This window comes from Rhizobium sp. BK049 (genome assembly GCF_014193135.1).
Classification (GTDB): Bacteria; Pseudomonadota; Alphaproteobacteria; order Rhizobiales; family Rhizobiaceae; genus Rhizobium.
On sequence record NZ_JACHYV010000029.1, the window covers coordinates 33948 to 58487 of the forward strand.

Sequence of the window (24540 nt, forward strand, 5' to 3'; positions counted from 1 at the left end):
GGAGCCTCAGATGTTTGACGCCGTCCTGATCGAAAAGTTTGACATCGGGCAGGAAGCCGGTCTTGGCAGGGTCGATACCGCGCAACTGCCACCCGGAGAAGTACTGGTGGACGTCGCGTGGTCGACCCTGAACTACAAGGATGCCTTGGCAATCACCGGCGCCTCGCCGGTCGTTCGCAGCTTCCCGATGGTGCCGGGGATCGATTTTGCGGGCGTCGTGGCCGAAAGTTCCCATTCCGGCTTTAAGCCTGGCGATCGGGTCGTGTTGAACGGCTGGGGCGTTGGAGAGCGGCATTGGGGTGGGCTGGCGGCCAGGGCGCGCGTAAGCGGAGACTGGCTCGTCCCTTTGCCGGAAGGGGTCAGTCTGCGGAACGCCATGGCGATAGGAACGGCCGGCTACACGGCGATGTTGTGCGTGATGGCACTTGAACGCAACGGTGTGCTGCCGGACAGCGGAGAGGTTGTGGTAACCGGCGCGGCCGGTGGAGTCGGCAGTACAGCAACCATGCTTCTGGCCGCGCGCGGTTACACCCTTGCTGCCGTTACAGGGCGGATGGTCGAGGCGGACTATCTCACCGGCCTCGGTGCCAAAACGATCGTTGATAGGGCTGAGTTCACGCAGGCTGGCCGACCCTTGGCCAAGGAGCGTTGGGCTGGAGCCATCGATGTGGCAGGCGGAGTGGTGCTGGCCAATGTACTGGCTTCGATGCGCTATCGCGGTGTCGTCGCCGCATGCGGGCTAGCGAGCGGCATGGAACTGCCCACGACTGTCGCGCCCTTCATCTTGCGCGGGGTGACGCTGGTGGGCATCGACAGCGTTATGTGCCCCAAACCCGAGAGGCTGGCTGCCTGGCAACGCCTAGCGGAAGAACTCGATATGGAAAAGCTTGACGCAATGACGACCGAAGTCCAGCTCGCCGATGTTGTCGCGGTGGCACCGCGGTTCCTTGAGGGCGAGGTGCGAGGCCGGATACTAGTATCCGTCAACCCGGAGCTTAGTTGAACGTAATACTGACGTGTACTTGATCGAGTAAGCCGCGTAAGATCGCAAAGAGAGTGGCTGCATGTGTTTGGCATCGTCGGCGAGCTACGCGTGGAGACGCAAGAACCTAAAAACAATAGCGTTAGGGGAAGATCTCGACTTTGAGGGATGTTCGCTCTGTATGCCGAGCAAGTTGCATTGATGGGGACTGCAAGTAGCCTCTAATTTTGAACATCAGGAAAACCAGAGACGTAGGCCACTACAGTGGTAGAGCGACGGTTCTAATCCTTTCAAGAGCTTAAGCTTACGGCAGCTTTGCGCCGATATCGTTGAAAACATCATTCGACGCGCTGTCGAGCTTGCCAATGCATTCCGCGGCGGCAAAAATGTTCAGTTCGTGCTCGCTCTGGCCGAGCTTTGATGTCGAGCTGCCGCCGCGAATACGCGCAGTCAAATGAGAGAGGGAATGATCGCCGACATCATTGATCCAGAAGTCGCTCTAGGCTCGGAATACCTTGGCATACATTCAAGCGGGCAGGGGTGCAGCGGAGTTCACAAGCCTTGATTCCCGCAATTCGTGCCAGAAATCCGCTGGGACGGCTTCCTGAAGCGCTGCGCGGTCTTCGGCGATGCGGCTCGGCTGGCTTGCTCCTGGAATGACCGCCGCCACGGCCGGGTTGGCGAGCGCGAATTGCAGGCCGGCAGCCTTCATGCTGATGCCGTAGCGGTCGACGATCGTTTTGATGCGGGCGATCTTTTCCCTCATCGGCGCCGTCACCGGTGCGTATTCGAAATTCGGTCCGCCAACCAGCGCGCCAGAACTATAAGGACCGCCGACCACGATACCGAGCCCCCGTTCGGGAACCATCGGCATGACACGCTGCAATGCGCGATCATGGTCGAGCAGGGTATACCGACCGGCCAACAAGAAGCCATCCGGCCGCGGTTCCTGCAATTCGAGCAGAAGTTCGATCGGCTCGACGCGGTTGACGCCAAGGCCCCAGGCCTTGATCACGCCTTCGTCGCGCAGTTTGTCGAGTACCCTGAAGGCGCCCTTGCGGGCGGTTTCGAAAACATCGAGCCATTCGTCGCCATAAAAGTCCTGGGCAACGTCATGACGAAGGCGATATCGATATGATCGGTGTCCAGCCGCTTCAGGCTGTCCTCGATCGAGCGCAGGGTCGCATCGGCGGAGTAGTCGTTGACGATCTTGTTGGGGCGGCCGTATTTGAACACGTCACCCTTTTCGCCGAGATCACGGGCGCTGACATCCTCGACCTCATCGAGAATGACGCGGCCGACCTTGGTGCTGATGACGTATTGGTCGCGCGGCTTGTCAGCAAGTGCTGCGCCCATGCGGATTTCCGCAAGGCCGGCACCATAGAAGGGTGCGTTGTCGTAGTAGCGAATGCCGTCGTTCCAGGCGGCTTCCACGGTTGCCCGCGCTTCCGGTTCGGGAATGTCGCGGAACATGTTGCCGAGCGGGGCTGCGTCGAAGCCGAGCTTGCTCGGCAGGATATCCTTGATTGCCATTGTCTTTGTCCTCTGGTTCGTGTCGTTTGATGATCAGGCGACCTTCGCCGGGTCCAGCACGAGCGCGGACCGTTCGGCGATATCGTTGATCCTGGAAAAATAGTTCTGGAAATGCGGTGTCTCGCGATGAGCGGCGATCGCGGCCTTATCGGTATAAAGTTCATCGAGCACGAAGCGGGTCGGATCGGCCTGGTCCTGACAGACGTCCCAACGAAGGTTACCCGGTTCCGCGCGGCAGGCATCCACCATGCCGAACAGCAGCTGCTTCAGGTCGCCGGCCCGGCCGGGCCGCTCGGCGAGGATCGCCATGATCTTGATGGGGGCGGACATCTTTTTCTCCAATGATGTTGCCAATGATCTTTATGATCGGCGGGGCGCCTCGCAGCGCCCCGTCATGCCGTCGACGGTTCAGGCGGCCTTGGCCGTGGCGAGCGAACGGTCAAGGGCAGCGACCAGCCGGGCGGCCAGCGGCTTGTCCGAACGCGGGTTCTGACCGGTGATCAGTTCGCGGTCCTCGATGACGTTGGGCTCGAAATTGACGGGCGTGGTGATCACCTCTCCGCCAGCGATCTCGAGGGCGTCGACCACATTGAAGTAAAGCTTGGCTTTCAGGATATAATCCTCAACGACCGTCTCTTCGGTGTTAGAGAACACCGTCATCTTGTAGCCGGCATATTGCCAGTCCTTCGCCCATTCCCTTGCCTTTTCAGGCGCACCTGCAAAGAGGGCACCGCGGAATTCACGGGCATGCGGCATGGCTGAGGCCATTGCGATCGGGCCGTGGCAGAGAAGCGCGGTCGGCTTGGCCTTCTCATGAAAGTGGCGGAGGATTTCGCCGAGATCGGCATCCTGCATCAGGTCGACAACCGGCGCCTGGCCGCCCGGAACGAAAACGCCCACATAATTGTCGAGACCTTCCTCGATGACCGAACGCAGCGTGCGCGGAGCGTTCATGGCCGGGTCGTCGGCATAATAGGCCTTGCCGCGGCGATAAGCCGCCTCGTCGCCTTCGAAATGGTCGATGCTGTCGGATGCTTCGTCGATATGGGGCTTGGTGCCATCAGGCGTGGCGAGAACGATCTCGTAACCGGCGTCAACTGCGGCCATGGCCGGCACGACGGTCTCGTTGAGGTACTGGCCCGTGGCGCCGGTTCGTCCGCCCTGGACTTCGATGCGTGTGGCGTTGGAGCCGATCAGAAGAAGTTTACCCTTGCTCATTTTAGTCTCCATCAGGTTTGCAGTGAGGCTTGGTTGCCATCCGTTTCGGATGTGCTGACTATGCTCCGGGCCAACACATTTCGGAAATTTATTTGTTTTATTCCAGATATTCATATGGCATTATAACTGTATGCGATACGACCTGAACCTGTTGCCCGTCTTCGTGGCGCTGATGGAAGAACGGAACGTCACCCGCGCCGCCGAGCGGCTGGGCATCACCCAGCCTGCGCTGTCGAACGCACTCAACCGTCTTCGCGAGACGCTGCGCGATCCGCTGTTCATTCGCGAGCGCTACGGCATGCGGCCGACGCAATTGGCCGAGGAAATGGCGCCGATGATCGGCGCGGCACTCGCGCAGTTCGACGACCTGATCACCGGTCAGCAGGATTTCGAACCGGCCAAGGCAACGCGATGCTTCACGCTGGCGCCAAACAGCTATGTGGAATTCGTGCTCATGCCCTCGGTGGTCGCCCGGTTGAGAGAACGGGCGAAAGGCATCAAAGTTCGCCTCGTTCCCTATGGCAGCGACCTTGCGGAAACCGGTGTCATATCCGGAACCACGGAAATGGTCTTCGGTCGGATCATCGACCCGCCGGACAATCTTGTCGTGCAGCATCTGATGGATGACGGACTTGCCTGCGTCGTTCGGGCGGGTCACCCGGAGATATCAGACAGCATTTCCCGCGAGCAATATGAAGCGATGATGCATGTGAACGTCCTGCCGCCCGGCCGACTGCGCGCCGGCCTGTTCCAGGCGCTCGGTCGGCAGGGGTTGAAGCGCGACGTGGCCGTTTCGGTCACCCACTTTCTGGCCGTGCCCGAAATGATCGCGGTCACGGATTACTGCGCGACGCTACCGCGCCTCATCTGCCGCGGACTTGCGCGGGACCCCCGCGTAAAGGTGGTGCCTGCACCGGTCGATCTTGGCACGTTCCCCGTCGAGATGGCTTGGCATGTCCGTTACCGCAACGATCCAGCCCATCGCTGGCTGAGGACAGTAATAACCGAGGTCGCGAAAACAGTGTCGGCAGATGTGGCGTTGAAAGCGTGACTCTCGACGACCTCGAGCCGGGGCATAAAATACCCTTATGCCACAAGGCATGCTTCTCAGACATTGACGCTGGTTGGGCTACCCGTCGTCGGTTCGATTCCGCTCAACTGCAAAAGCTATCTCGCGATTCGTCAGGGCGCATCACGAACGCGGGCCAAATTAGCGAAAAGACCGGACTCCTGTGCCAGCGCCTCCTCGGTCGTGGTAAGATGCTCAGCTCCCTGTATCGAAAAGGTGGGGCAGAGAAATGGATAGGCGTCTCGCCGCGATACTCTCCGCTGACGTGGTAGGCTATAGTCGTCTCATGGGAGTGGATGAGAGCGGCACGTTCGAGCGGTTGAAGGCCTGCCGTCGGGAGCTGGTCGATTCCGCCATCGAAGAGCACCATGGCCGGATCATCAAACTCATGGGTGATGGCGCGCTCGTCGAGTTTGCCAGCGTTGTGGATGCGGTTCAATGTGCGACCGAAATCCAGCGGAAAATGCCCAGCAGAGACCAGGGAGTTTCCGAGGAGCAGCGCATTCGATTTCGCATCGGGATTAATCTCGGCGACATTATCGTTGAAGGCGACGATATATATGGCGACGGCGTCAACATAGCCGCCCGTCTGCAGGGAATTGCCGAACCTGGCGGAATTTTCATATCTGGGACCGCATTCGACCACGTTGCGCACAAGGTTGACGTTGGCTTCTCGGCACTCGGCGAGCATCGGCTGAAAAACATAGCGGATCCGGTTCGCGTCTATCGCGTTCTGCTTGGCCCGGGGCACACTGGCACGGTCGTCATTTCCAGTCGGGCAAGGTCACGAGGCGTGGCGCTGTTGGCGCTCGCAGGACTGTTGATCGTTGCGAGTGCGGCTGTCGTCGCTTGGCAATGGCCCCATAAACAACGCGCATCGATCGCAGTGCTACCCTTCGCCAACTTGAGTGACCAAACCCAGGATTACTTCGCCGATGGCATTACCGACAACCTGATTACCGATCTCACCAGGTTGTCGAAACTTGATGTCATTTCCCAGAATTCCGTCTTCGCCTACAAGGATAAGCCCCACTTGCTGGCAGACATTCGTCGCGATCTCGGCGTGCGCTTTGTCGTGGAGGGCAGTGTGCAGCGAATGGGCGACCTGATGCGTGTCAACGCGCAACTGGTTGACACTGTAAGCGGCGATCATCTGTGGGCCAATCGGTTTGATCGCAGCGGGGCGGACGTGTTTGCTGTCCAGGATTCGATGAGCCGCCAGATCGCCGATGCGCTCGGTCTGGAACTCACCCCCTCCGAGGCAGAGCGAATTGCCCGTCCGCCGACCGCCAATCTCGAAGCTTATGATTATTATCTGCGTGCCGAGCAGGCGGCCCGTACCGGACGTCGTTCTCGGATGCTGGAGGCATTGGCGCTTTATGACAAGGCCGAGGAACTCGACAACGGCTTTGCCGAAGCATTCGCATCCGATGCGCATGCGACGGCCTTTGTCTGGCGAAGCGCATATGACGACGTCCTCCAGAGTGCCCTGGCGCGAAAGAGAGCCTACGATAAGGCAAGTCGAGCACTCGCCCTCGATCCTGAACTACCGTCGCCATATGCAGTCCTCGCTATCATGCAGGTCGTGGACCGACGTTATGACCAGGCGATCGCCTCGGCACAGAAGGCCGTGTCACTTGGGCCCGCCGACGCCGAGGCCCATATGGCGGCCGCATATGTTCAATCGGTAACGGGCAACCACGCCGACGCTACTGCGGCGGTCGATAAGGCGCTCAGGTTCGATCCGAACCCGTCCGCTGTCGACCGGTATACGGCGGGTATAGTTTTTTATCTGCAACGAGACTACGAGAGGGCGATAGACAGTTTCAAACGCGCAGGCTATGGCTCCCAGGGGAACGGCGAGTTCGTTACCCCTCTCGCCATGGCCTATGTCCGCGTCGGTCGCATTGATGAGGCTCGAGCGACTGTCGCCGAGGCCCAACGTCTTATGGGGGGGCGTGACTGCCTCGCGTCATGGCGGCTCGGCAATGCCCATTTCAGGGACCAGGATTTGGCATTTATGCTGGACGCGCTACGCGAGGCGGGGCTGCCGGAATGGCCGTTTGGCTTCCGCGGGGACGAGCAAAATCGGTTGCAGGGTGCCGAGATCGCCGCCACCGTCATGGGCAAGCTTCTGCAGGGAAAGACCGAGCCGTCCGAAAGCCCTGCGCTGATGCAAGTCCAACTGGACGGAAAGGCCGCATTCCGCTCGGCGTCCCAGATGATGACCGAGAAAATTTCTGTCAAAGGGAACCTGCTTTGCGAGCAAAGTGAAAACGCATTTGGCCGAGCCGATTGCGGTCCGGTCTATAGACACGTAAACCTTGCCGGCGAAACCAGCTATGCTTACGTAAATTCGACCAAGGTCTTTTATTTTTCACCTGCCCAATAGGCGCTTGCCAGTCCGTCAGTGATACTGATCCCGTTCGAGATCGGCCGCGACCTTCGGCCATTTGGCGTCGGCCCGGGCCACAGTGTCCGCCGGATGCGCGGCAAAGTCCTCCGCATCAGCCTTGTCATACATCAGGTAAAGCTTGCCTTCGACAATCTTGAAGGCTTCCGGATCGATGTTGACCGTGACGGACCCGCCACTCACCTCGCCCGTGCAGTAGCCGCCGTACTGGGGCGCGTATTTAAGCGGTTCGCTCATGAACATCTCCCGATGTTTGGCATTGGCGAAATGCCATGGCGTCCCCATCCATTCGTAGGAGATTTTTTCCGAGCCTTTCGTCGCTTTGCCTTCGGTAAAGTAGGCGACGGTATCGTACCCCATGATGGCGACACCGCCGAAGTAGCCCGTATTTACCGAATCGTCGGCTATGGCCGGCGATCCACCGACAGTGCCTGCGACAGCCAGACCGATCGTTACCAAACAGCGACCAATGCAGTATTTCCCGTATCCAACGTGCATCTTCGCCTCCTGTTATTCGTGGATTTCCATGCATTTAGCGTAATTTCCCTCACCCAGGACGCTGGCCGGAGGACATGCCACGCCATGGCGCTTGAAGAGGCGCACGATATCGAAATTGCCTTTCCACATGGCCCTCGTTATCGGCGCGTAGCCGTGAACCTCGGCGTGGGTGACGTCAGCCCCCTGGTCGAGCAAAAATTCTGCGAGGAGGACGTGGTTCTCTTCGCCCGCAACCATGAGCGGCGTAACGCCCGCTTTGTTGGATGCATCGTCGAGAATTGCTCCGCGCTCCAGAAGCAGCTTGGTAATCGGTACGTTACCGGAAAATGCCGCGGCGTGAAGGGGTGTGAAGCCGCCTGAATTCCTCGCCATAACGTCGGCATTCCTGCCTATCAACAACTCGGCGACGGCAAGCTGATTTTTAAGGGCGGCGGTGATGAGCGGGGTCGCCTGGTCCCGAGTGCGGCGGTTGACATCGGCCCCCGAAGCCAGAAGCTGTTCCACGGCGGCGGTGTTGCCCGCTGAAACGGCATCGAACAAGGGATCATCCGCGGCCGCCACTGTCGCAGACAAAAACAACGCTACCGATGTAAGGAACCGGCGCATGGCTTCACCTTGGAGATTTCCCGCAGCATAGCACGCCGTCGGCACTTCGGCTACTAGCACCTGCGGCGGCCGCCCTGACGACGCTTCTCGTTGGGGCGATGAAGAAGGAAATTTCCGCCTCTTCCAGATCAGCACAAACTAGGCGGGAAATTTCCCGATCGATAGCCAGTGCGTTCAGCAAATGGTGTCACATTGGTGCGTCAAAGTGGGGTATTCGCTTTAAAATGTGGACGCGAGCAACCGCAGAGCCACTGCCCGGCTTGTGAACTGCCTTACCAGCCATAGCTGAAGGTAGCGCCACTGCCGTTATCCCCATCCTGCACGACGTCCGTTTCAGTATTTCGCCCATACTGGAAAATGCCATAGGCATTGTTGTTGCCGTTCTGCCGCAACGTCGCGGAATGACCATTGCCCCGTTGCCTGACAAAGCCGAGGTTGCCGCGGCCAGCCTGAGCGATACCAGCCGCGTTACCCCGACCCAGCTGCCTGATGTCAGCGTCTTTCAGACCGCGGTAGAGCGAATAGACGCGCAACCCGGTTGAAAAAAGTCCGGCATCCCGCGCATTGTCCGGTGCGAGGTTGAATGAGATCCGGCCGCCGGCATAGGCTGGCGCAGACAAGGCTACTTGGCCGAGGTTCCCAGCAAGAAGGGTAACGGCAAGGATCTTAAACAGGTTGCGGGTCATTCTGATCTCCATTTGCGGCTGCCTCAGCCGATGATCAACTTTCACATCTTGCAGCTGAACCCAGTCGGAATCGCCCGTTCAGTTGTCGTTCAGTCGCTTCGGCCCGGTAGAATGTGGAGGCCGATTAGCTGCCGCCGATCTGCTTCACGCACCTGAAACTCTCATCCCCGACGACGACGTCCAGCGTGGCTTTGTATTTGGCTCCTTTCGAGTCGAGCGAGACCGAACCAAGGATTGCCGCATGTCCCTCGACTGCATCGAAATCGCCACTCTGGTTGATCGTGGAGCTTCCGCCGCCTCCCACTTTTTCGACATGGAAGGTGTAAGTCCCGCCGACATGCATGTCGGCGTGGACGAGCGCGTCCAGTCTCACCATACCTGCCTCCGGGGTTGCTTTGATTTCGCAAAGCTGCACCCGGTCAGATTGGTTGGCTTTCGTCATGGCGGAAACCGCGCCGACGGGAAGCAGGACCAGCGCGAGAATCGTCATCACGCGGTGCGGATGTTTGATGCTATTTGGCATGGTCGTTTTCCCCTGATGGTCTGCTGTTGCGATCACGTCACGTGCAGGCGCCTAAGGGCAGGCCTGGACGAAGGCCGCGACATTGCCGTTGCCGCCCTGGCTGACATTCGCGCTGCAGCCATGGCCGACCTGAACGCCGGCCGCGATGTTGCCATTACCGTCCTGGGTAAGAATGGTCGTGTGGCTGGAGCCGAATTGGCCAATGCCCGCTACGTTGCGGTTGCCGCGCTGATAGGTGGCGCCATAGTTGTCATCGCCTTCCTGACCGACAGCTGAAAGATTATGTCGCCCATATTGACGGCCGAGAATCCGGTTGTAGCCACCGTTCTGATAGGTTCTGATCCGGTTTCCGTATCCTTCCTGTGCCCCACCGGCAGAGTTCGACCAGCCATATTGTTCGATACGAACATCATTGGCCATGGCGGGGGCTGCGGCGGCAATGCCGACGAGAGCGACGAGTGCGGTTGCAATGATAGACGTGCGGATCATGAATATGTCTCCTCAGGCGGATAAGACCGCGGTTGAACGTCTTTCTTCTAGACGCTCTCTTCGGAACGGAAGCTGAAGACACCATTCAGTCGGGGTTCATTCGCGGAGATCGGCGCCCCTCCGCGGCCAGATCACCCCTATCCTGCCTACTCGAGAGTTCAGGGAAGGGGTAGGTGGGCCCGCTCACGCGACACCAGCCAAATTCCGCTCAGACGATTGCTGTGCTTGCTCCCTCGCAAGGTCGCTCAGCATCTGTCGGGCTACGGCTGGCACAACATGATGTGGAAGGTGGCCGACGCCCTCGATCACCCTGATCGTCGGCCTCGGATGCTTCTGCCGAAGGCCATCGATATGCCAGGCCGGCTGAACTATGCGGTCCTCCGAACCGAACAGGACGTGCAATGGAAGATTGCCGGGCAGCTTCGGCTGAAGTTCCATGTCTTTGTTGAAGGCCCGCAGCTCGTTAGCCATTGTTTCAATTGCGCCCGGATTAACCATATGAGCGGCGGGCAATGCCGACAGCTGGGGAGGCAAAGGGTTTGGAAAGGACGACGATCGCAGACCATGCTCGAGAAAAAACGCTGCCCATCGGCTGATTACGTGCTGGCGGATCAAGGATCCCACCACCGGGGCGACGGATGCCCGGAGGATGGGCAGCGGTTTCGGTGGGACGGGCCTGCAGCACGGCGAAATCAGAAGCAATCCGTTCACCAGCTCCGGCCGGCGCGCGGCCAAATGAAGTGCCGGCGCGCTGCCGATGGAGTGGGCTACGATCGAGACGCAATGCAGGTCCATTGCATCGATTAGGCGCTCAAGCCAAAAGGATTGGCCTATCGGTCCTCGTTCAGCGAGAGGAAGAGGGCTGCTGAAACCGTAGCCCGGGCGATCCGGGGCTACCATTCGGAACGGGCTCTGAGCAAACGGAAGCAGAACCTCTTCAGCCAGGCTCCCACAGCCATGGAGGACAACGATCGGCCTGGCGTTCAAGTCGCCGCTCTCCAGAACATGCGCCTGGTGCTTGTCAATCTGGTGAATCGTTCCGATCCGGGGGCGAGATACCTGCTGCTTCAACATGATCCAACAAACGCCCGCGGTTGGTTCTCGGTTCCGCGACGCTTGTGGCTTAGTTCGACCAACCTGTTCTAGGCGGAGCGGGCCTGGGGCAAGCCGTTGTAACAAGTCCCCACTGACACTGCCATCAGGGTTAACCTGCTCGCCCCCGCAATGTTGTTCTAGTGTCGCCTGGCTTCCCGGCAATATTTCCATTCTGATATCGATGACAGGGCTGGCGCTCCAAAGATCCTCTGATGCGCTCTTTCTCAGAAGCTTGAAAACATGCTAAGTTTCGTCGGCTACAGAGGGGAAAACCAATGCCACGCATCGCAAATCTTTACTTCAAGACCGCCATCATTTTCCTGATCGCCGGTATCTCGGTCGGCCTTCACATGTCGATTTCAGGTAACCACGCACCGACCGGGGCCCATGCCCACGCCAATCTGCTCGGCTGGGTCACCATGGCGCTCTTCGGCGTTTACCACGCGCTCAATCCACACAAGGCCGAGAGGCGCCTGGCGATGATCCAGTACGTCGTCTATACCTTCGGTGTCGCGGTGCTGATCCCGTCCCTCTATCTGCTGCTTTCCGGAAACATGGCAATGGAACCGATTGTCGCCATTTCCTCGCTCATCGCCTTCGCCGGCGTGCTGATGTTCGCCGTCATCATCTTCTCGGGCAGCGAGGCTTCGAGTCGGGCCGGCGTCTCCCGGGCGAGCTGATCCAATCGGGAAAGAGCGACGATCTCGGTTGCCAAGTTGCATGTTCGAATTTTCTTAGTGCATCTCCTGCTTTTGCACTGAGAATTATCGGGAGTTTCGGGCCTGGCTTGGCAACCGTTGATCGACACTGTCAAACGCGGGTCGCGCCAGGTTGCGAAGGCTTGGATTGAGCCGATCGCTGTCACATCGGCTCCGCGAGGGCGGAGATCTCCTAGAATGCACTGAGGCCCATTCAGCAATCCGATCGCCAGGACATGAACGCGTTCGTGCCTGACGGCAGGCTGCGATTCGTTCGATCGGAAGTGAGCGCAGCTCGTTCGGATCGATAAGCTCTTCGCAAGCCTGGCTATCTCAGTGCTTTTTCAAACCTTGTAAAGCTCATCGAAGTAGGCGCAGATCGGCCCGATGCGGCGGTGCAGATCAAGAAGATAGGTTATTGCAGCGGCGTCGACAGGGGTCATGAATATCTGCATGGCCTGAATGACGCTGTCGGCGGCGAGCGTCTTCACGTCCTCGCCAATCAGCCCCGGCGACACTTTTGGCACCGGGCTCATCTTGCCGTCCGCCGCCTGCTTCAGGAAAAACAGAGGGCCTCACGACGGGAGCACGTCAGGCCCGGGCCAGACTTCCCATTATTTCACGCGACGCAATAAACTCGCAATTATTCCCGCAATTGTGGAGGTGAGGATATGACGGCAATATTACCCCTGTCAGACGAACACAAGTTAGCTGAAGTTTTCAATAACGAAATCGCAGGACGAAGATGACCCAACCTCGCCATTCCATGACCCGCCGAGACGCGCTGTTGTCCATAGGCGCCGCTGCAGCAGCCATGGCAAGTTCACCCTCTCTCAGTTTCGCAGCCAATGCGGCTCCCATCATCAACCCAATCGAAGGATCCAAGAACATGCCATATGTAACCACCAAAGACGGCGTCGAAATCTTCTACAAGGATTGGGGCTCTAAGGATGCCCAGCCGATCATGTTCCACCATGGATGGCCGCTGTCGTCCGACGACTGGGATGCGCAGATGCTGTTTTTCCTGTCGAAAGGTTTTCGCGTCGTCGCCCATGACCGGCGTGGCCATGGCCGATCCGCCCAGGTGGCCGACGGTCACGATATGGACCATTACGCAGCCGATGCCTTTGCCGTCGTCGAGGCGCTCGACCTGAAGAATGTCGTCCATATCGGTCATTCCACCGGTGGCGGCGAGGTCGCCCGTTATGTGGCCAAGCACGGCGAACCTGCCGGCCGCGTCGCCAAGGCGGTTCTCGTTTCGGCCGTGCCGCCGCTCATGCTCAAGACAGAGGCCAATCCCGAAGGCCTGCCGATGGAAGTGTTCGACGGTTTCCGCTCGGCACTTGCCGCCAACCGCGCGCAGTTCTTTCGCGACATTCCGACCGGGCCGTTCTACGGCTTCAACCGCGAAGGCGCCAAGGTGCAGGAAGGCGTGATCCAGAACTGGTGGCGTCAGGGCATGATGGGCGGCGCCAAGGCCCATTACGATGGCATCAGGGCTTTCTCCGAAACCGACCAGACGGATGACCTGAAGGCAATCACCGTTCCGACGCTCGTCTTGCATGGGGAAGACGACCAAATCGTTCCGATTGCGGACTCTGCGCTGAAGTCGATGAAGCTTCTGAAGAAAGGTTCGCTGAAGACCTACCCGGGGTTTTCGCATGGCATGCTGACCGTGAATGCCGACGTGCTGAATGCCGACCTGCTGGCCTTTGTCCAGGCCTGATCGGTCCTGGCGACGGGTGCGGCCTCCCACGCACCCGTCGCCTCACAAAGATCCACAGGCGATCGGCGCGCTACCCTCTTCGATAGAAGCAGTCCCCGTTAAATGATCAGGCGACCCCCAAGAACTGCCGGATGCGATGGTCCTTCGGCGTTTATCTCGTTGAAATAATTGCCACATGCGAAAAACAAGCACCGCCAAGACACCGGTACCTGTTGCCATGCAACTGACCCCGGACCTCGTAGCCAAAACCTTCAAGCCGGTCGAGGACGAGGGCCCAGAGCCTAACTGGACTCCAATCTCGGGTCAGCGGCTCGATGAACTCGTCAGCAGAGTAGAGCGGGAGGCTGGTGACGAGGAGATATGGGTGTTCGCTTATGGGTCTTTGATGTGGAACCCGGGCTTCGAAGTAGCGACAAGTGAAGAAGCCATTGCCTACGGGTGGCATCGTGCGTTCTCGTTGAGGATAGAACGGCTAAGGGCCACCTCCGATGCGCCGGGTCTGATGCTGGCGCTTCGGCCGGGAGGGAGTTGCTCTGGCCTCGTCCTGAAGCTCCCCTGCGCCACGAAAAGGCAGGATCTGCGTACGCTTCTGGCGCGCGAAATCCGATATGCCGAGGTGTGCGACATGGTGCGATGGGTTTCGGTCGAGACACCGACGGGTAGACGCCGCGCCCTCACATTTTGGGCGAGCACGAAGCGATCACGGCTCACGGAGAAGATACCGCTCGATGACGCCGCAGTGTTGATCGCTCAGGCATGCGGACCGGCGGGATCCTGCGCGGAATACCTGCATCGGACGGTCTTGAATCTGGCAGACCGGAACATCTTCGATCGAAACCTGTGGCAGCTACAGCAAATCGTCGCCGCAAGACTAAGAGCGCTTTCACAGGACGGCTCGATCTGAGGAAGGTGTAAGTCTCCTGAGGATCCGTGATGATGCGCGGCGGTGTACGTCAATCCAGCATGACCATCTGCGCCGCGACTTGCTCTTCGAAGAATTTCGAGAATGAAGCGATGCGCGGTGGAAGGGCTTGGTACGGCGGGTAAAACAGCGTCAGCCACAGGTCAGGCGGCGCCCATCCCTTGAAGACGTGGACGAGACGACCGCTCCTGAGGTGATCGGCGATGTTGAATCCTGGGAGCAGTGCGACACCTGCACCGTCGGCGGCCATGTCCGCCAGTACCTCGCCACTGTTGGCGCTGAAGGCCCGACCTGCCGAGATCGTGATACTTGAGCCACCGTCGGACAATAGCCAGTTCTCGCGCCGGCTTTCGCCGCTATAGGCGAGGCAGTCGTCTGGCTTTAGTTCGTTGGGATGTTGCATCTCGGCGAAACGGCTCCCCGGGGCCGCGACCAGGATACGCGGCACTACCCTGATTTTTCTCCAGATCGTGTATTTGTCCGAAGGCTGTGATGAGATCCGGACCGCCAGATCGTAATCGTCATCGACGATATTCACTAAACCGTCGGACAAGGAGATCTCAAAGCTCATCTTCGGATAGCGTTCCTTGAAACCTGACAGGATCGGCGGAAGCACGGTCTTGCCGAACCACGTCGGCGCGCTGATCCGCAGCCGCCCTTCGTCAGCCTTGTGTGCATTCATAACTTCGCGGCGCGCTTCTTCCAGCGTCTTCACCGCTGGCTGGATCTGCGCGGCGAAGATTGCGCCGTCAGTCGTCAGCGAGACTTGCCTTGTCGTGCGCACGAAAAGCTGCACGCCAAGTTCCGCCTCGAGTGCTGCGATCGCGCGTGTGACGGCTGCCGGCGTCATGTCCAACTCGCGGGCGACCTGGGCGAAATTTCGTTTTTCGGCAGCGAGCAGAAAGGTTCGGAGAGCTTTGTAGTCGTTCATCTCATTGTTTCATAAACTGCAATTCAATCGAGAGGAATATTGCAATACCGGATGGCGATCAACGGGCTTAGTTTTGAAATCAACAGTTTCAACGCCCACTGAAAGGCATCGGCATGATCAAGGACATCAAGGGACTGCACCACGTCACTTCGATGGCATCGGACGCGCGGCAGAACAACCGCTTCTTCACCAACACTCTCGGTCTTCGTCGCGTTAAGCAAACGGTCAACTTCGATGACCCCAGCGTCTATCACCTCTACTACGGTGACGAGACGGGTTCGGCCGGGACAGTGATGACCTACTTCCCGTTTCCGAACATGATGCTCGGCCGCCCCGGTGTTGGCGAAGTTGGCGAGACACAGTTCTCCGTGCCGAAGGGTTCGCTGAAATTCTGGCAGGACCGCTTCACCGCGCAGGGCGTGGACGGACTGGAACTCGACACCGTGTTTGGCGCCAATCGGCTTCGCTTCATGGGGCCAGACGGCGACGTCCTTGCTCTCATTGAATCCTCCGACGACAAGCGGGCACCCTGGGTTGCCAATGGAATTCCCGACGATGCGGCAATTCGCGGTTTCGCCGGCGCAAGATTCAGTCTGCACGACACCGCTGCGACCGAAGAGCTGCTCGGCTTCATGGGCTACCGGCGCGCTGACAAAGAGGGCGACGTGACCCGATTCATTATCCCCGACGGCAATGGAGCCGACACGATCGATCTGGCAGCGTTGCCGAAGACGCCTTTTGCGCGCCAAGGCGCAGGTTCGGTGCACCACATCGCGTTCGCCGTCGAAAACCGCGAGAAGCAGCTCGAAGTGCGCAAAGCTCTGATGGATACCGGCTATCAGGTGACGCCCGTCATCGACCGCGACTATTTCTGGGCGATCTACTTCCGCACGCCTGGCGGGGTGCTGTTCGAGGTCGCGACGAGCGAGCCCGGCTTCAACCGGGACGAGGATACGGCGCATCTTGGGGAGGCTCTCAAGCTCCCAAGCCGATACGAGAACTACCGCACCGAGATTCAGGCCAACCTCGTGCCATTGGCGTCGTGAGCAGCAATCTCCCGTCAAAGCCACGATAAGAGCGCCGCGTCCGAAAGGGCCGCGGCGCTTTCCATTTCGGCCGCGCTTGCGGTCTAACGATTGTTGCAGATACCGCAATTCAATGGAAAGTCTTATTGCAATTCCGTGGGCATCAGCCGTGCGATAAGTTTGTTTTCAGCAGCCAAGACAACGAGTGAGCGGCTCCGAGACGGATCCAGGAACAGGTTCTCCGAACGAGCGTCGCACCCGCGTCCGATCAATTGCTGCTGCCCATTATAACACCGCAACAGGCGGTCCAAACAACCGAAGAGGAAGTGACCATGTCCAAGCTCGAAGTCCTGACCCCGGCAAACAGCCAGCTCATCTTCATCGACCAGCAGCCGCAGATGGCGTTCGGGGTCCAGTCGATCGATCGTCAGACGCTGAAGAACAATGTCGTCGGGCTTGCCAAGGCCGCCAAGATCTTCAACATCCCGACCACGATCACCACAGTCGAGACACAATCCTTCTCGGGTAACACGTATCCGGAACTGCTTGCTGTCTTCCCGGAGAACGACCTTCTCGAACGCACCTCGATGAACTCCTGGGACGACCAGAACGTCCGCGACGCGCTGGCGAAGAATGCCGCCGAGGGCCGCAAGAAGATCGTCGTCTCCGGTCTGTGGACCGAAGTCTGCAACACGACGTTCGCGCTTTCGGCCCTCCATGATGTCCCGGAATACGAGATCTACATGGTTGCGGATGCTTCCGGCGGCACTTCAGCCGACGCGCACAAATACGCGATGGACCGGATGGTGCAGGCCGGCGTGATTCCAGTCACCTGGCAGCAGGTCCTGCTCGAGTGGCAGCGCGACTGGGCCCGCAAGGAGACCTACGATGCGGTCACAGCCCTCGTTAAGGAGCATTCGGGCGCGTACGGAATGGGCATCGACTACGCCTACACGATGGTTCATGGCGCAGAAGAACGCGTCAAGCACGGCAAGCGCATCGGTCCGAATCCCGCAAAGTAACAGTCTGATCAGACCGCTCCGATCACCTCATCGGAGCGGTCCTTTCCGCAATCGGAGAACATCTCATGAAAATCTATCTAATGTCGCTTGGCGCTGGCCTGCTCGTCGGGACCGTCTATAGCCTTCTCAACGTCCGATCACCAGCACCGCCTGTCATTGCCCTGATCGGCCTTCTCGGAATCCTTGTCGGCGAACAAATTATTCCGTTCGCGAAGACGCTTTGGAGAAACGAGCCGGCGGCGATCTCATGGGTTCATCAGATCAAGCCGCACATCTTCGGTCACCTGCCGAGGGGCGGCGACCGCATCAACATTGCTCATAAGGCAAAGGCGAGTGTAGAGGAGCGGGGCTGATGACCACGCGTCGATCCTTTCTCGGAGGTGCATCGAGCTTGGCCTTCTCGAACCTCTTCTCACCAGCGAAAGCTGCCGATCCCAGACAGACCGGAGTAGATACCATGCATCCCGACCTGATCCTCCACAATGGCCGCGTGACGACCCTTGACCGGACCAATCCGAATGCGACGGCAATCGCCATTAAGGATGGGCTGTTCCTCGAAGTCGGATCCGATAGTGAGATCATGGCGCGCGCTGGTTCCAGCACTAAGATCATCGACCTCAAGGGCAAGCGCGTTCTCCCCGGCCTTATCGACAACCATACCCATGTTGTTCGCGGTGGCCTGAACTACAACATGGAACTGCGCTGGGACGGCGTGCGCTCGCTCGCCGACGCGATGGACATGCTGAAGCGCCAGGTGGCGATCACGCCCGCGCCGCAGTGGGTTCGCGTCGTCGGCGGGTTCACGGAACATCAGTTCGCCGAAAAGCGGCTGCCCACTCTCGACGAGATCAACGCTGTCGCGCCTGACACACCCGTGTTCCTTCTGCACCTCTATGATCGTGCGCTGCTCAACGGTGCGGCTCTCCGCGCTGTCGGCTACACCCGTGACACCCCGAACCCGCCCGGAGGCGAGATCACACGCGATGCCAACGGCAATCCGACCGGTATGCTGCTGGCCAAGCCGAATGCAGGCATTCTCTATTCGACGCTTGCCAAGGGGCCCAAGCTTCCGCTGGACTACCAGGTCAACTCTACCCGCCACTTCATGCGCGAGTTGAACCGACTTGGCGTGACAGGTGTGATCGACGCGGGTGGTGGTTTCCAGAACTATCCTGACGACTATGAGGTCATCCAGAAGCTGTCCGACGAGAACCAGATGACGGTGCGGCTGGCCTACAATCTCTTCACCCAGAAGCCGAAGGAAGAGAAGCAGGACTTCCTGAACTGGACCCAGTCGGTCAAATACAAGCAGGGTAACGACTACTTCCGGCACAATGGTGCGGGCGAGATGCTTGTGTTCTCGGCCGCCGACTTCGAGGATTTCCGCCAGCCCCGTCCGGAGATGGCTCCGGAAATGGAAGGAGAGCTGGAAGAGGTCGTCCGCGTCCTGGCCGAAAATCGCTGGCCGTGGCGTCTGCACGCCACCTATGACGAGACGATCTCCCGTGCCCTTGACGTGTTCGAGAAGGTCAACAAGGACATTCCACTCGAGGGACTAAACTGGTTCTTCGACCATGCCGAAACCATCTCGGATCGCTCGATCGACCGTATCGCCGCGCTCGGCGGTGGTATCGCCACACAACATCGTATGGCATATCAGGGCGAATACTTCGTTGAGCGCTATGGGCACGGCGTGGCGGAAGCGACACCGCCGATCAGGAAGATGCTCGACAAGGGCGTGAACGTCTCGGCCGGGACCGATGCCACCCGCGTCGCCTCCTATAATCCGTGGGTTTCGCTGTCGTGGATGGTGACTGGCAAGACGCTCGGCGGCATGCAGCTCTATCCGCGTGCCAATTGCCTCGACCGCGAGACGGCGCTTAGGATGTGGACCGAAAAGGTCACATGGTTCTCCAACGAGGAAGGCAAGAAGGGCCGCATCGAGAAGGGTCAGTTCGCCGATCTCGTGGTACCGGACAAGGACTTCTTCTCCTGCGCCGAGGACGAGATCTCCTTCCTTGTTTCGGAACTGACAATGGTCGGCGGCAAGATCGTGTATGGCGCGGGTGACTTCAAGGCGCTTGACGAGAACGACATCCCGCCCGCGATGCCCGACTGGTCGCCTGTCCGCAAGTTCGGCGGTTACGCGGCTTGGGGTGAACCGGAAGGGGCAGGCGCTCGTTCGCTGCGCCGCACTGCTATCTCTACATGTGGATGTGCGAGCAATTGCGGCGTGCACGGCCACGACCATGCCGGAGCCTGGACATCCAAGCTCCCGATTGCCGACCTCAAGGGCTTCTTCGGCGCTCTCGGCTGCTCCTGCTGGGCGGTCTGACGAACATTCAGCTCGGGTGGCCAACTGCCACCCGAGAGCCGCTCTATAATTGCTATTTTTGCAATTAAGTCGAAACTATTGCTGCAATTGTTGGCAATTCGATAACCGGCCAATATCGCTCCAAGCAACACAGCCGCTCGCGGCGGACATACAGGAGCCGACATGACCTACCAATCTCAATCATCCAATCCAATCCGGAGCCGCGTGGCAGGCGTCGTCGAATCGCCTGTGGTGCGGACGGCGTCGCTGCTGGCTCTTTGCGCAGCCTACATCCAGGGTCCGCTCACCAAGATCTTCGACTTCAACGGTGCACTGGCTGAGATGGATCATTTCGGTCTGCATCCCGCCGCGTTCTTCGCGATCGCCGTGATCGTATTCGAGCTGACGGCCTCCGCGATGGTGATCTCGGGTTTCCTGCGCTGGGCGGGCGCGCTTGCGCTTTCAGGCTTCACCCTACTTGCAACCTTCATCGCCCTTCGCTTCTGGGAGATGGCGCCTGGGATGGACCGCATGATGGCCACCAATGCCTTCTTCGAGCACCTCGGCCTCGCAGGCGCATTCGTCTTCGTTACAGCATTCGACCTCGCCAAGGGAGCAGGCAAATGAGCGCCGCAAAATCATCCGGGGGAACCTTCGCGCCCCTCGCACAGCCCGTGTTCGCCGTCCTCTGGATCGCCACCGTTATTGGTAACACCGGAAGCTTCATGCGCGATGTCGCAAGCTCCTGGTTGATGACGGATCTGTCCGCATCGCCGGCCGCGGTCGCCATGGTCCAGGCTGCCGGAACCCTGCCGATTTTCCTGCTTGGCATCCCCGCAGGCGTTCTCACCGACATCCTCGATCGCCGCAAGTTCCTGATCGCCATTCAGGTGCTACTCGCCTCTGTCAGCATCGCGCTGATGGTTCTCTCGCAGACAGGCATGCTTTCGGTCAGCGCGCTGATTGGCCTGACCTTTTTCGGCGGCATTGGCGCGGCATTGATGGGACCGACATGGCAAGCAATTGTGCCGGAACTGGTGAAGCGCGAGGACGTGAAGAGCGCGGTGGCGCTCAACTCGCTCGGCATCAACATCGCCCGCTCCATCGGGCCTGCCGCGGGTGGCCTGCTTCTCGCAGCCTTCGGAGCCGGGATCACCTATGGCGCGGACGTGGCCAGCTATATCGTCGTGATCGCAGCTCTTGTCTGGTGGCCGCGGACAAAGAACTCCAACGATGCGCTTCAGGAGAACTTCTTCGGTGCGTTCCGGGCCGGACTTCGCTACACCCGCTCGAGCGAGCCACTGCACGTCGTGCTTCTGCGGGCCGCGATCTTCTTTGCCTTCGCCAGCGCGGTCTGGGCTCTTCTTCCGCTCGTTGCCCGACAACTCCTCGGTGGTGATGCAAGCTTCTATGGCATCCTGCTTGGTGCGGTAGGTGCTGGTGCGATCGGGGGAGCCTTGGTGATGCCGAAGCTGCGTGAACGCTTGAGCTCGGACGGACTGCTTCTCGGCGCCGCGCTTGTCACAGCAGCCGTCATGGGAGTCCTGTCGCTTGCGCCGCCGAAGATCATTGCCATCGTGGTCCTTCTTTTCCTCGGGGGAGCATGGATCACTGCCCTGACTACACTCAACGGGGCAGCGCAGGCCGTTCTCCCGAACTGGGTGCGTGGTCGTGGTCTTGCCGTCTATCTGACCGTCTTCAACGGTGCGATGACTGCCGGAAGTCTCGGCTGGGGTGCAGTCGGCGAAGCTGTCGGCATCCAGTCCACCTTGCTCATTGGAGCGGCCGGCCTGCTCATCGCCGGGTTCATCATGCACCGCGTGAAGCTTCCCGCAGGCGATGCCGACCTTGTGCCGTCCAACCACTGGCCCGAGCCGCTCGTTGCCGAGCCAGTTGCCCATGATCGTGGCCCAGTTCTCATCCTGATCGAATACAAGGTCGAGAAGCAGCACCGCACAGCCTTCCTGCACGCTCTCGACCATCTTTCCAGGGAACGTCGCCGCGACGGTGCCTACGGATGGGGTGTCACTGAGGACTCGGCGGACCCTGAGAAGATCGTCGAGTGGTTCATGGTGGAATCCTGGGCTGAACATCTTCGCCAGCACAAGCGGGTCTCGAACGCCGACGCCGATCTGCAGGGGAAGGTTCTGGCTTACCATGCCGGTCCTGAGAAACCCGTCGTCCGGCACTTCCTGACAATCAACCGACCGGCGGCGGCTTGACACGGAAAAAAGGGGTGGCGGCTACGGCCGCCGTCTCCAGATCCTCTGGCGAGCTAGGTAACTCCTGCGATCATTTTGCGATGCGAACGCCGCCAATCCTACCGCAGCAGGCCTTCGTTCCCGAACTCGTCCCAACCGCTCAGCCCGGTCGCGGGGTCGTCATCGTTCGCATCAGCTTGTTTGACTTTTTCTTGTTTTTTCAGTGAACGCGTCAGCTTCGCCTGATAGGCGGCGCGTCGCCGGTTTTCCGCTTTCACCACCGCGTCTTGCTCGCGCCATTCGTCCACGGCCCCGCGGTCGAGCAGATCCTCTACAACCCGTGGATCAAATACGTGGAAGGTGATCCGTCGCGCTCGGCCTTGCAGCCGGACGGTTCTCGTTCCAGCGCTCGGAAGACGCCCATCCTCCAGCCAACGCATCCTTTCAGAGGCCGTGATCGTTAGGATGTCCTCGATCTCGCGAGGGATGATCCGAAGGTCTGAAATGTTCTGGAGGGCTTCGGTCACAATCGACGAGGTCGCGCGAAAAGCCGTCTTCGAAGTCTCCGGCATGACGAGGGTAAGCTCGCCCGACTGCACATCCAGCGACTTTCTGACCGCCGGGGGCAGGCGGGACCGGATCTCCTGCAGGATTCCCTTCACCCTGACAGCCGATCCGAGCGTCGCCTCCACGGGGAGTGACCACTCCCTGATCAGCTCGGGATCATCGCTCTTATTTTTCGTCTTCGTGTTGGGCATACCGGAGCAGATGGGGTCGGAAGCGGCGAGCGTCAACCGGCTGCCTGTCCGATGCCCGCCTTTGGCGCTTCGCACATTCGGGCGATTTTGCTTGATCCACCAGGGCCTATGTGTCCGTTCTGTTAGCCAGGGCACCCACCCTGCCGTGAGGGATCACCCACTTTAAAGCGGCAGGGCCGCTCAAGTCCTTCCACCGCCAGCGGCCAGCGATTTGATCGGCTTGACTTCGTACTACATTGACGGGTTTTACCACAAGGAACGCGGCCATTCAGGACATCGCCAAGGTTCCGACCAACTCCCTCGAGTCTATGTCCACGTTGACGAGCGCCCTTGAAATCTGCGGTGAAAGGAATGCCCGCAACCTCGGCAGAAAGCCGCGAGTCAAGCCGCTGACGTGCGGTAGGTCGGACACTCGAGAGGATCGCCCGTACCGTGACAGACATCCAACTACCGGTCGTTGTCTTCCCCTCGCTTGAAATAGGGCAGCAGAGGCGGCGCCAATCAACAGAAAGACGCCCACGCCGGAAAGGGGTCCAAATCCCGGCAAGCGTATCGTCAGGGTTTAGGGCAAGCGACGGATGGGCGGCGGTGGGAATATCGGCTGATCGAGAATGCACAATCGACTTGCTTCGGCACAGGCCTGAGATTGGGTCGGCCGAGATGCGCGAGAACAGACCGGCGGACGTCGCCACTCGGCAGCTGGGCAAAGCGGTCAGGCTTGATACCGTATTTTAGGGTGGACCATGTATTTGAACCTTACCTTTCTAGAGTTTCAGATGACCTGTTCCGGCGGACGATCTTTGCCGACATTTTCCGCAAGGAAATCTATGAAAGCGCGAATGCGGGCTGCGAGGTGCTCGTGCCCGGCGAATACTGCGTGGATCAATTCTATGTCTTCAGGATTGTATTCTTCCAGCACGGGGATGAGTAATCCAGAGTCGATCTCTGGCTCTACATGAAATTGGCCGATGCGAGCCAAACCAACGCCGGCAAGGCACAGCCTGCGTATGGCCATTCCGCTGTTGACCGCGCTGTTGCCGGATACGGGCAACCGATACATCTCGGTCGATCCCGGCGCTCGAAAGGGCCACTCGTTGAGCGTTCGGCGGAAATTGAAAGTCAGGCAATTGTGGCCAGCCAGATCGGCCGGTGTCTTTGGTATGCCATGGGCATCCAGATAGGCCTGAGATGCAACAATGACGCGCCGGCTTTCAAGGAGTTTTCGGGCTTTCAGGGACGAATCTTCCATGGGGCCGGAGCGGATCGCAATGTCGGTCCGCTCTTCGATCAAGCCAATGACGCCGTCCGAAAGTGATATGTCGAGTTGCACTTCGGAATAGAGTTTGAGGAACTTCGGGACGAGCGGGAGGAGATAGCGTTCGCCAAAGCCAACGGAGGCATTGACCCTGAGAATCCCTCGCGGCGCGACTTTTCTGCCAGACGCGATGATCCGTTCAGTCTCCGCAATGTCGCCCAGGATTCGCCGGGCTCTCTCCAGATAAATTTCGCCTTCCGGCGTGAGCGTCATCGTGCGGGTTGAGCGGACGAGCAGTCGGGTCCCGAGCCGGTCCTCAATCCTGGTGACAAGCTTGCTCACCGCCGATGGCGAAAGTTTCAGGCGCCGTCCGGCCGCCGAAAAACTCTGCAATTCCGCCGCATTTACAAATACTTCCATTTCACCAGTGCGATTATCCATCGTGTTGTCCTGTGAATTCGATTCACATCTGTTTCCTCAATATTGCCAATTATCACAAAAGTCCCGTGCAATCATATTGCGGTCAACAACTTCATCTGACAGCGCTGCTGTCTTTGCAGCCGCCACCTCAACGGC

The 24540-nt window shown here is 59.3% G+C and carries 24 protein-coding genes and 1 pseudogene; 12 read left to right on the forward strand and 13 right to left on the reverse strand.

The window, feature by feature from the left end:
• The first annotated feature begins 10 nt into the window (after positions 1-10).
• Positions 11-1003 carry an MDR family oxidoreductase gene (locus tag FHT70_RS25170; RefSeq protein ID WP_183705555.1) on the forward strand — a complete coding sequence of 331 codons (993 nt, stop codon included), beginning with the start codon at positions 11-13 and terminating at the stop codon, positions 1001-1003.
• 505 nt (positions 1004-1508) lie between these two features.
• On the opposite strand, the pseudogene FHT70_RS25175 reads toward FHT70_RS25170, so the two are convergent.
• The 3 genes and pseudogenes from FHT70_RS25175 to FHT70_RS25185 all read right to left on the reverse strand — a co-directional run bounded on the left by FHT70_RS25175 (position 1509) and on the right by FHT70_RS25185 (position 3733).
• Positions 1509-2515, reverse strand: a pseudogene (locus FHT70_RS25175) (aldo/keto reductase).
• Positions 2516-2548: 33 nt separating this feature from the next.
• The gene (locus FHT70_RS25180; RefSeq protein ID WP_183705557.1) at positions 2549-2845 is read right to left on the reverse strand and encodes a putative quinol monooxygenase; all 297 of its coding nucleotides are present in this window, start codon (positions 2843-2845) and stop codon (positions 2549-2551) included.
• Positions 2846-2923: 78 nt separating this feature from the next.
• Positions 2924-3733 (reverse strand): type 1 glutamine amidotransferase domain-containing protein, encoded by an 810-nt coding sequence (locus FHT70_RS25185; protein WP_183705558.1) that lies wholly within the window; start codon positions 3731-3733, stop codon positions 2924-2926.
• A 130-nt stretch (positions 3734-3863) separates the two neighbouring features.
• On the opposite strand from FHT70_RS25185, the gene FHT70_RS25190 reads away from it, so the two are divergent.
• Together FHT70_RS25190 and FHT70_RS25195 are read left to right on the forward strand one after the other, a co-directional pair.
• Positions 3864-4784 carry a LysR substrate-binding domain-containing protein gene (locus FHT70_RS25190; RefSeq protein ID WP_183705560.1) on the forward strand — a complete coding sequence of 307 codons (921 nt, stop codon included), beginning with the start codon at positions 3864-3866 and terminating at the stop codon, positions 4782-4784.
• A 247-nt stretch (positions 4785-5031) separates the two neighbouring features.
• A complete protein-coding gene (locus FHT70_RS25195; RefSeq protein ID WP_183705562.1) occupies positions 5032-7194 on the forward strand; it encodes an adenylate/guanylate cyclase domain-containing protein in 2163 nt (720 codons plus the stop codon).
• A 15-nt stretch (positions 7195-7209) separates the two neighbouring features.
• Here the strand turns inward: FHT70_RS25195 and FHT70_RS25200 are convergent, their stop codons facing one another.
• The 6 genes from FHT70_RS25200 to FHT70_RS25225 form a co-directional block, all read right to left on the reverse strand.
• Positions 7210-7713, reverse strand: a complete 504-nt coding sequence (locus tag FHT70_RS25200) for a YHS domain-containing (seleno)protein (RefSeq protein WP_097600140.1) — start codon at positions 7711-7713, stop codon at positions 7210-7212.
• A gap of 12 nt (positions 7714-7725) precedes the next feature.
• Positions 7726-8319 (reverse strand): ankyrin repeat domain-containing protein, encoded by a 594-nt coding sequence (locus FHT70_RS25205; RefSeq protein ID WP_183705563.1) that lies wholly within the window; start codon positions 8317-8319, stop codon positions 7726-7728.
• Between the two features lie 272 nt (positions 8320-8591).
• The gene (locus tag FHT70_RS25210; protein ID WP_176536326.1) at positions 8592-9005 is read right to left on the reverse strand and encodes a curlin; all 414 of its coding nucleotides are present in this window, start codon (positions 9003-9005) and stop codon (positions 8592-8594) included.
• Positions 9006-9129: 124 nt separating this feature from the next.
• A complete protein-coding gene (csgH, locus tag FHT70_RS25215; RefSeq protein ID WP_183705633.1) occupies positions 9130-9528 on the reverse strand; it encodes a curli-like amyloid fiber formation chaperone CsgH in 399 nt (132 codons plus the stop codon).
• Between the two features lie 51 nt (positions 9529-9579).
• Positions 9580-10017, reverse strand: coding sequence for a curlin (locus FHT70_RS25220; RefSeq protein WP_183705565.1), 438 nt, complete (start codon positions 10015-10017; stop codon positions 9580-9582).
• Positions 10018-10200: 183 nt separating this feature from the next.
• On the reverse strand, positions 10201-11091 hold the full coding sequence (locus tag FHT70_RS25225) for an alpha/beta hydrolase (protein ID WP_183705567.1): 891 nt from the start codon (positions 11089-11091) through the stop codon (positions 10201-10203).
• 296 nt (positions 11092-11387) lie between these two features.
• On the opposite strand from FHT70_RS25225, the gene FHT70_RS25230 reads away from it, so the two are divergent.
• Positions 11388-11792 carry a hypothetical protein gene (locus FHT70_RS25230; protein WP_183705569.1) on the forward strand — a complete coding sequence of 135 codons (405 nt, stop codon included), beginning with the start codon at positions 11388-11390 and terminating at the stop codon, positions 11790-11792.
• A 362-nt stretch (positions 11793-12154) separates the two neighbouring features.
• Here FHT70_RS25230 and FHT70_RS25235 read toward each other — a convergent pair whose 3' ends face one another.
• Positions 12155-12346 carry a hypothetical protein gene (locus tag FHT70_RS25235; protein WP_183705571.1) on the reverse strand — a complete coding sequence of 64 codons (192 nt, stop codon included), beginning with the start codon at positions 12344-12346 and terminating at the stop codon, positions 12155-12157.
• 353 nt (positions 12347-12699) lie between these two features.
• Between FHT70_RS25235 and FHT70_RS25240 the strand changes: the two genes are divergently transcribed.
• Together FHT70_RS25240 and FHT70_RS25245 are read left to right on the forward strand one after the other, a co-directional pair.
• Positions 12700-13536 carry an alpha/beta hydrolase gene (locus FHT70_RS25240; protein ID WP_311044978.1) on the forward strand — a complete coding sequence of 279 codons (837 nt, stop codon included), beginning with the start codon at positions 12700-12702 and terminating at the stop codon, positions 13534-13536.
• A gap of 175 nt (positions 13537-13711) precedes the next feature.
• Positions 13712-14440 carry a gamma-glutamylcyclotransferase gene (locus FHT70_RS25245; protein WP_183705575.1) on the forward strand — a complete coding sequence of 243 codons (729 nt, stop codon included), beginning with the start codon at positions 13712-13714 and terminating at the stop codon, positions 14438-14440.
• Positions 14441-14489: 49 nt separating this feature from the next.
• Here the strand turns inward: FHT70_RS25245 and FHT70_RS25250 are convergent, their stop codons facing one another.
• Positions 14490-15389, reverse strand: coding sequence for a LysR family transcriptional regulator (locus tag FHT70_RS25250; protein ID WP_183705577.1), 900 nt, complete (start codon positions 15387-15389; stop codon positions 14490-14492).
• A 113-nt stretch (positions 15390-15502) separates the two neighbouring features.
• Between FHT70_RS25250 and FHT70_RS25255 the strand changes: the two genes are divergently transcribed.
• The 6 genes from FHT70_RS25255 to FHT70_RS25280 all read left to right on the forward strand — a co-directional run bounded on the left by FHT70_RS25255 (position 15503) and on the right by FHT70_RS25280 (position 21972).
• Positions 15503-16435 (forward strand): VOC family protein, encoded by a 933-nt coding sequence (locus tag FHT70_RS25255; RefSeq protein WP_183705579.1) that lies wholly within the window; start codon positions 15503-15505, stop codon positions 16433-16435.
• A gap of 311 nt (positions 16436-16746) precedes the next feature.
• Entirely contained in the window at positions 16747-17436 is a 690-nt protein-coding gene (locus FHT70_RS25260) for a hydrolase (RefSeq protein WP_097600131.1), read from the forward strand.
• Between the two features lie 65 nt (positions 17437-17501).
• A complete protein-coding gene (locus tag FHT70_RS25265; RefSeq protein ID WP_097600130.1) occupies positions 17502-17789 on the forward strand; it encodes a XapX domain-containing protein in 288 nt (95 codons plus the stop codon).
• Positions 17789-19771: an amidohydrolase gene (locus FHT70_RS25270; RefSeq protein ID WP_183705583.1), complete on the forward strand. Its 1983-nt coding sequence runs from the start codon at positions 17789-17791 to the stop codon at positions 19769-19771. The genes FHT70_RS25265 and FHT70_RS25270 overlap by 1 nt, the downstream gene beginning before the upstream one ends.
• 162 nt (positions 19772-19933) lie before the next feature.
• Complete coding sequence (locus FHT70_RS25275) at positions 19934-20377, forward strand: DoxX family protein (protein WP_183705585.1); 444 nt, start codon at positions 19934-19936, stop codon at positions 20375-20377.
• Positions 20374-21972: an MFS transporter gene (locus FHT70_RS25280; RefSeq protein ID WP_183705586.1), complete on the forward strand. Its 1599-nt coding sequence runs from the start codon at positions 20374-20376 to the stop codon at positions 21970-21972. The genes FHT70_RS25275 and FHT70_RS25280 overlap by 4 nt, the downstream gene beginning before the upstream one ends.
• A 98-nt stretch (positions 21973-22070) precedes the next feature.
• Here FHT70_RS25280 and FHT70_RS25285 read toward each other — a convergent pair whose 3' ends face one another.
• Together FHT70_RS25285 and FHT70_RS25290 are read right to left on the reverse strand one after the other, a co-directional pair.
• Positions 22071-22709 (reverse strand): hypothetical protein, encoded by a 639-nt coding sequence (locus tag FHT70_RS25285; protein WP_183705635.1) that lies wholly within the window; start codon positions 22707-22709, stop codon positions 22071-22073.
• A 772-nt stretch (positions 22710-23481) separates the two neighbouring features.
• On the reverse strand, positions 23482-24405 hold the full coding sequence (locus tag FHT70_RS25290; protein ID WP_183705587.1) for a LysR family transcriptional regulator: 924 nt from the start codon (positions 24403-24405) through the stop codon (positions 23482-23484).
• Positions 24406-24540 lie beyond the last annotated feature (135 nt).

Excerpts from the sequence above, each read along its gene's own strand:
- FHT70_RS25260 (WP_097600131.1), top strand. The coding sequence starts at position 16,747 with ATGTCCAAGCTCGAAGTCCTGACCCCGGCAAACAGCCAGCTCATCTTC.
- FHT70_RS25285 (WP_183705635.1), bottom strand. The coding sequence starts at position 22,709 with ATGCCCAACACGAAGACGAAAAATAAGAGCGATGATCCCGAGCTGATC.
- FHT70_RS25190 (WP_183705560.1), top strand. The coding sequence starts at position 3,864 with ATGCGATACGACCTGAACCTGTTGCCCGTCTTCGTGGCGCTGATGGAA.
- FHT70_RS25245 (WP_183705575.1), top strand. The coding sequence starts at position 13,712 with ATGCGAAAAACAAGCACCGCCAAGACACCGGTACCTGTTGCCATGCAA.
- FHT70_RS25210 (WP_176536326.1), bottom strand. The coding sequence starts at position 9,005 with ATGACCCGCAACCTGTTTAAGATCCTTGCCGTTACCCTTCTTGCTGGG.
- FHT70_RS25280 (WP_183705586.1), top strand. The coding sequence starts at position 20,374 with ATGAGCGCCGCAAAATCATCCGGGGGAACCTTCGCGCCCCTCGCACAG.
- FHT70_RS25170 (WP_183705555.1), top strand. The coding sequence starts at position 11 with ATGTTTGACGCCGTCCTGATCGAAAAGTTTGACATCGGGCAGGAAGCC.
- FHT70_RS25220 (WP_183705565.1), bottom strand. The coding sequence starts at position 10,017 with ATGATCCGCACGTCTATCATTGCAACCGCACTCGTCGCTCTCGTCGGC.
- FHT70_RS25185 (WP_183705558.1), bottom strand. The coding sequence starts at position 3,733 with ATGAGCAAGGGTAAACTTCTTCTGATCGGCTCCAACGCCACACGCATC.
- FHT70_RS25250 (WP_183705577.1), bottom strand. The coding sequence starts at position 15,389 with ATGAACGACTACAAAGCTCTCCGAACCTTTCTGCTCGCTGCCGAAAAA.
- FHT70_RS25255 (WP_183705579.1), top strand. The coding sequence starts at position 15,503 with ATGATCAAGGACATCAAGGGACTGCACCACGTCACTTCGATGGCATCG.
- FHT70_RS25195 (WP_183705562.1), top strand. The coding sequence starts at position 5,032 with ATGGATAGGCGTCTCGCCGCGATACTCTCCGCTGACGTGGTAGGCTAT.
- FHT70_RS25265 (WP_097600130.1), top strand. The coding sequence starts at position 17,502 with ATGAAAATCTATCTAATGTCGCTTGGCGCTGGCCTGCTCGTCGGGACC.
- FHT70_RS25275 (WP_183705585.1), top strand. The coding sequence starts at position 19,934 with ATGACCTACCAATCTCAATCATCCAATCCAATCCGGAGCCGCGTGGCA.
- FHT70_RS25180 (WP_183705557.1), bottom strand. The coding sequence starts at position 2,845 with ATGTCCGCCCCCATCAAGATCATGGCGATCCTCGCCGAGCGGCCCGGC.
- FHT70_RS25230 (WP_183705569.1), top strand. The coding sequence starts at position 11,388 with ATGCCACGCATCGCAAATCTTTACTTCAAGACCGCCATCATTTTCCTG.
- FHT70_RS25235 (WP_183705571.1), bottom strand. The coding sequence starts at position 12,346 with ATGAGCCCGGTGCCAAAAGTGTCGCCGGGGCTGATTGGCGAGGACGTG.
- FHT70_RS25290 (WP_183705587.1), bottom strand. The coding sequence starts at position 24,405 with ATGGATAATCGCACTGGTGAAATGGAAGTATTTGTAAATGCGGCGGAA.
- FHT70_RS25205 (WP_183705563.1), bottom strand. The coding sequence starts at position 8,319 with ATGCGCCGGTTCCTTACATCGGTAGCGTTGTTTTTGTCTGCGACAGTG.
- FHT70_RS25225 (WP_183705567.1), bottom strand. The coding sequence starts at position 11,091 with ATGTTGAAGCAGCAGGTATCTCGCCCCCGGATCGGAACGATTCACCAG.
- FHT70_RS25200 (WP_097600140.1), bottom strand. The coding sequence starts at position 7,713 with ATGCACGTTGGATACGGGAAATACTGCATTGGTCGCTGTTTGGTAACG.
- csgH (WP_183705633.1), bottom strand. The coding sequence starts at position 9,528 with ATGCCAAATAGCATCAAACATCCGCACCGCGTGATGACGATTCTCGCG.
- FHT70_RS25270 (WP_183705583.1), top strand. The coding sequence starts at position 17,789 with ATGACCACGCGTCGATCCTTTCTCGGAGGTGCATCGAGCTTGGCCTTC.
- FHT70_RS25240 (WP_311044978.1), top strand. The coding sequence starts at position 12,700 with ATGCCATATGTAACCACCAAAGACGGCGTCGAAATCTTCTACAAGGAT.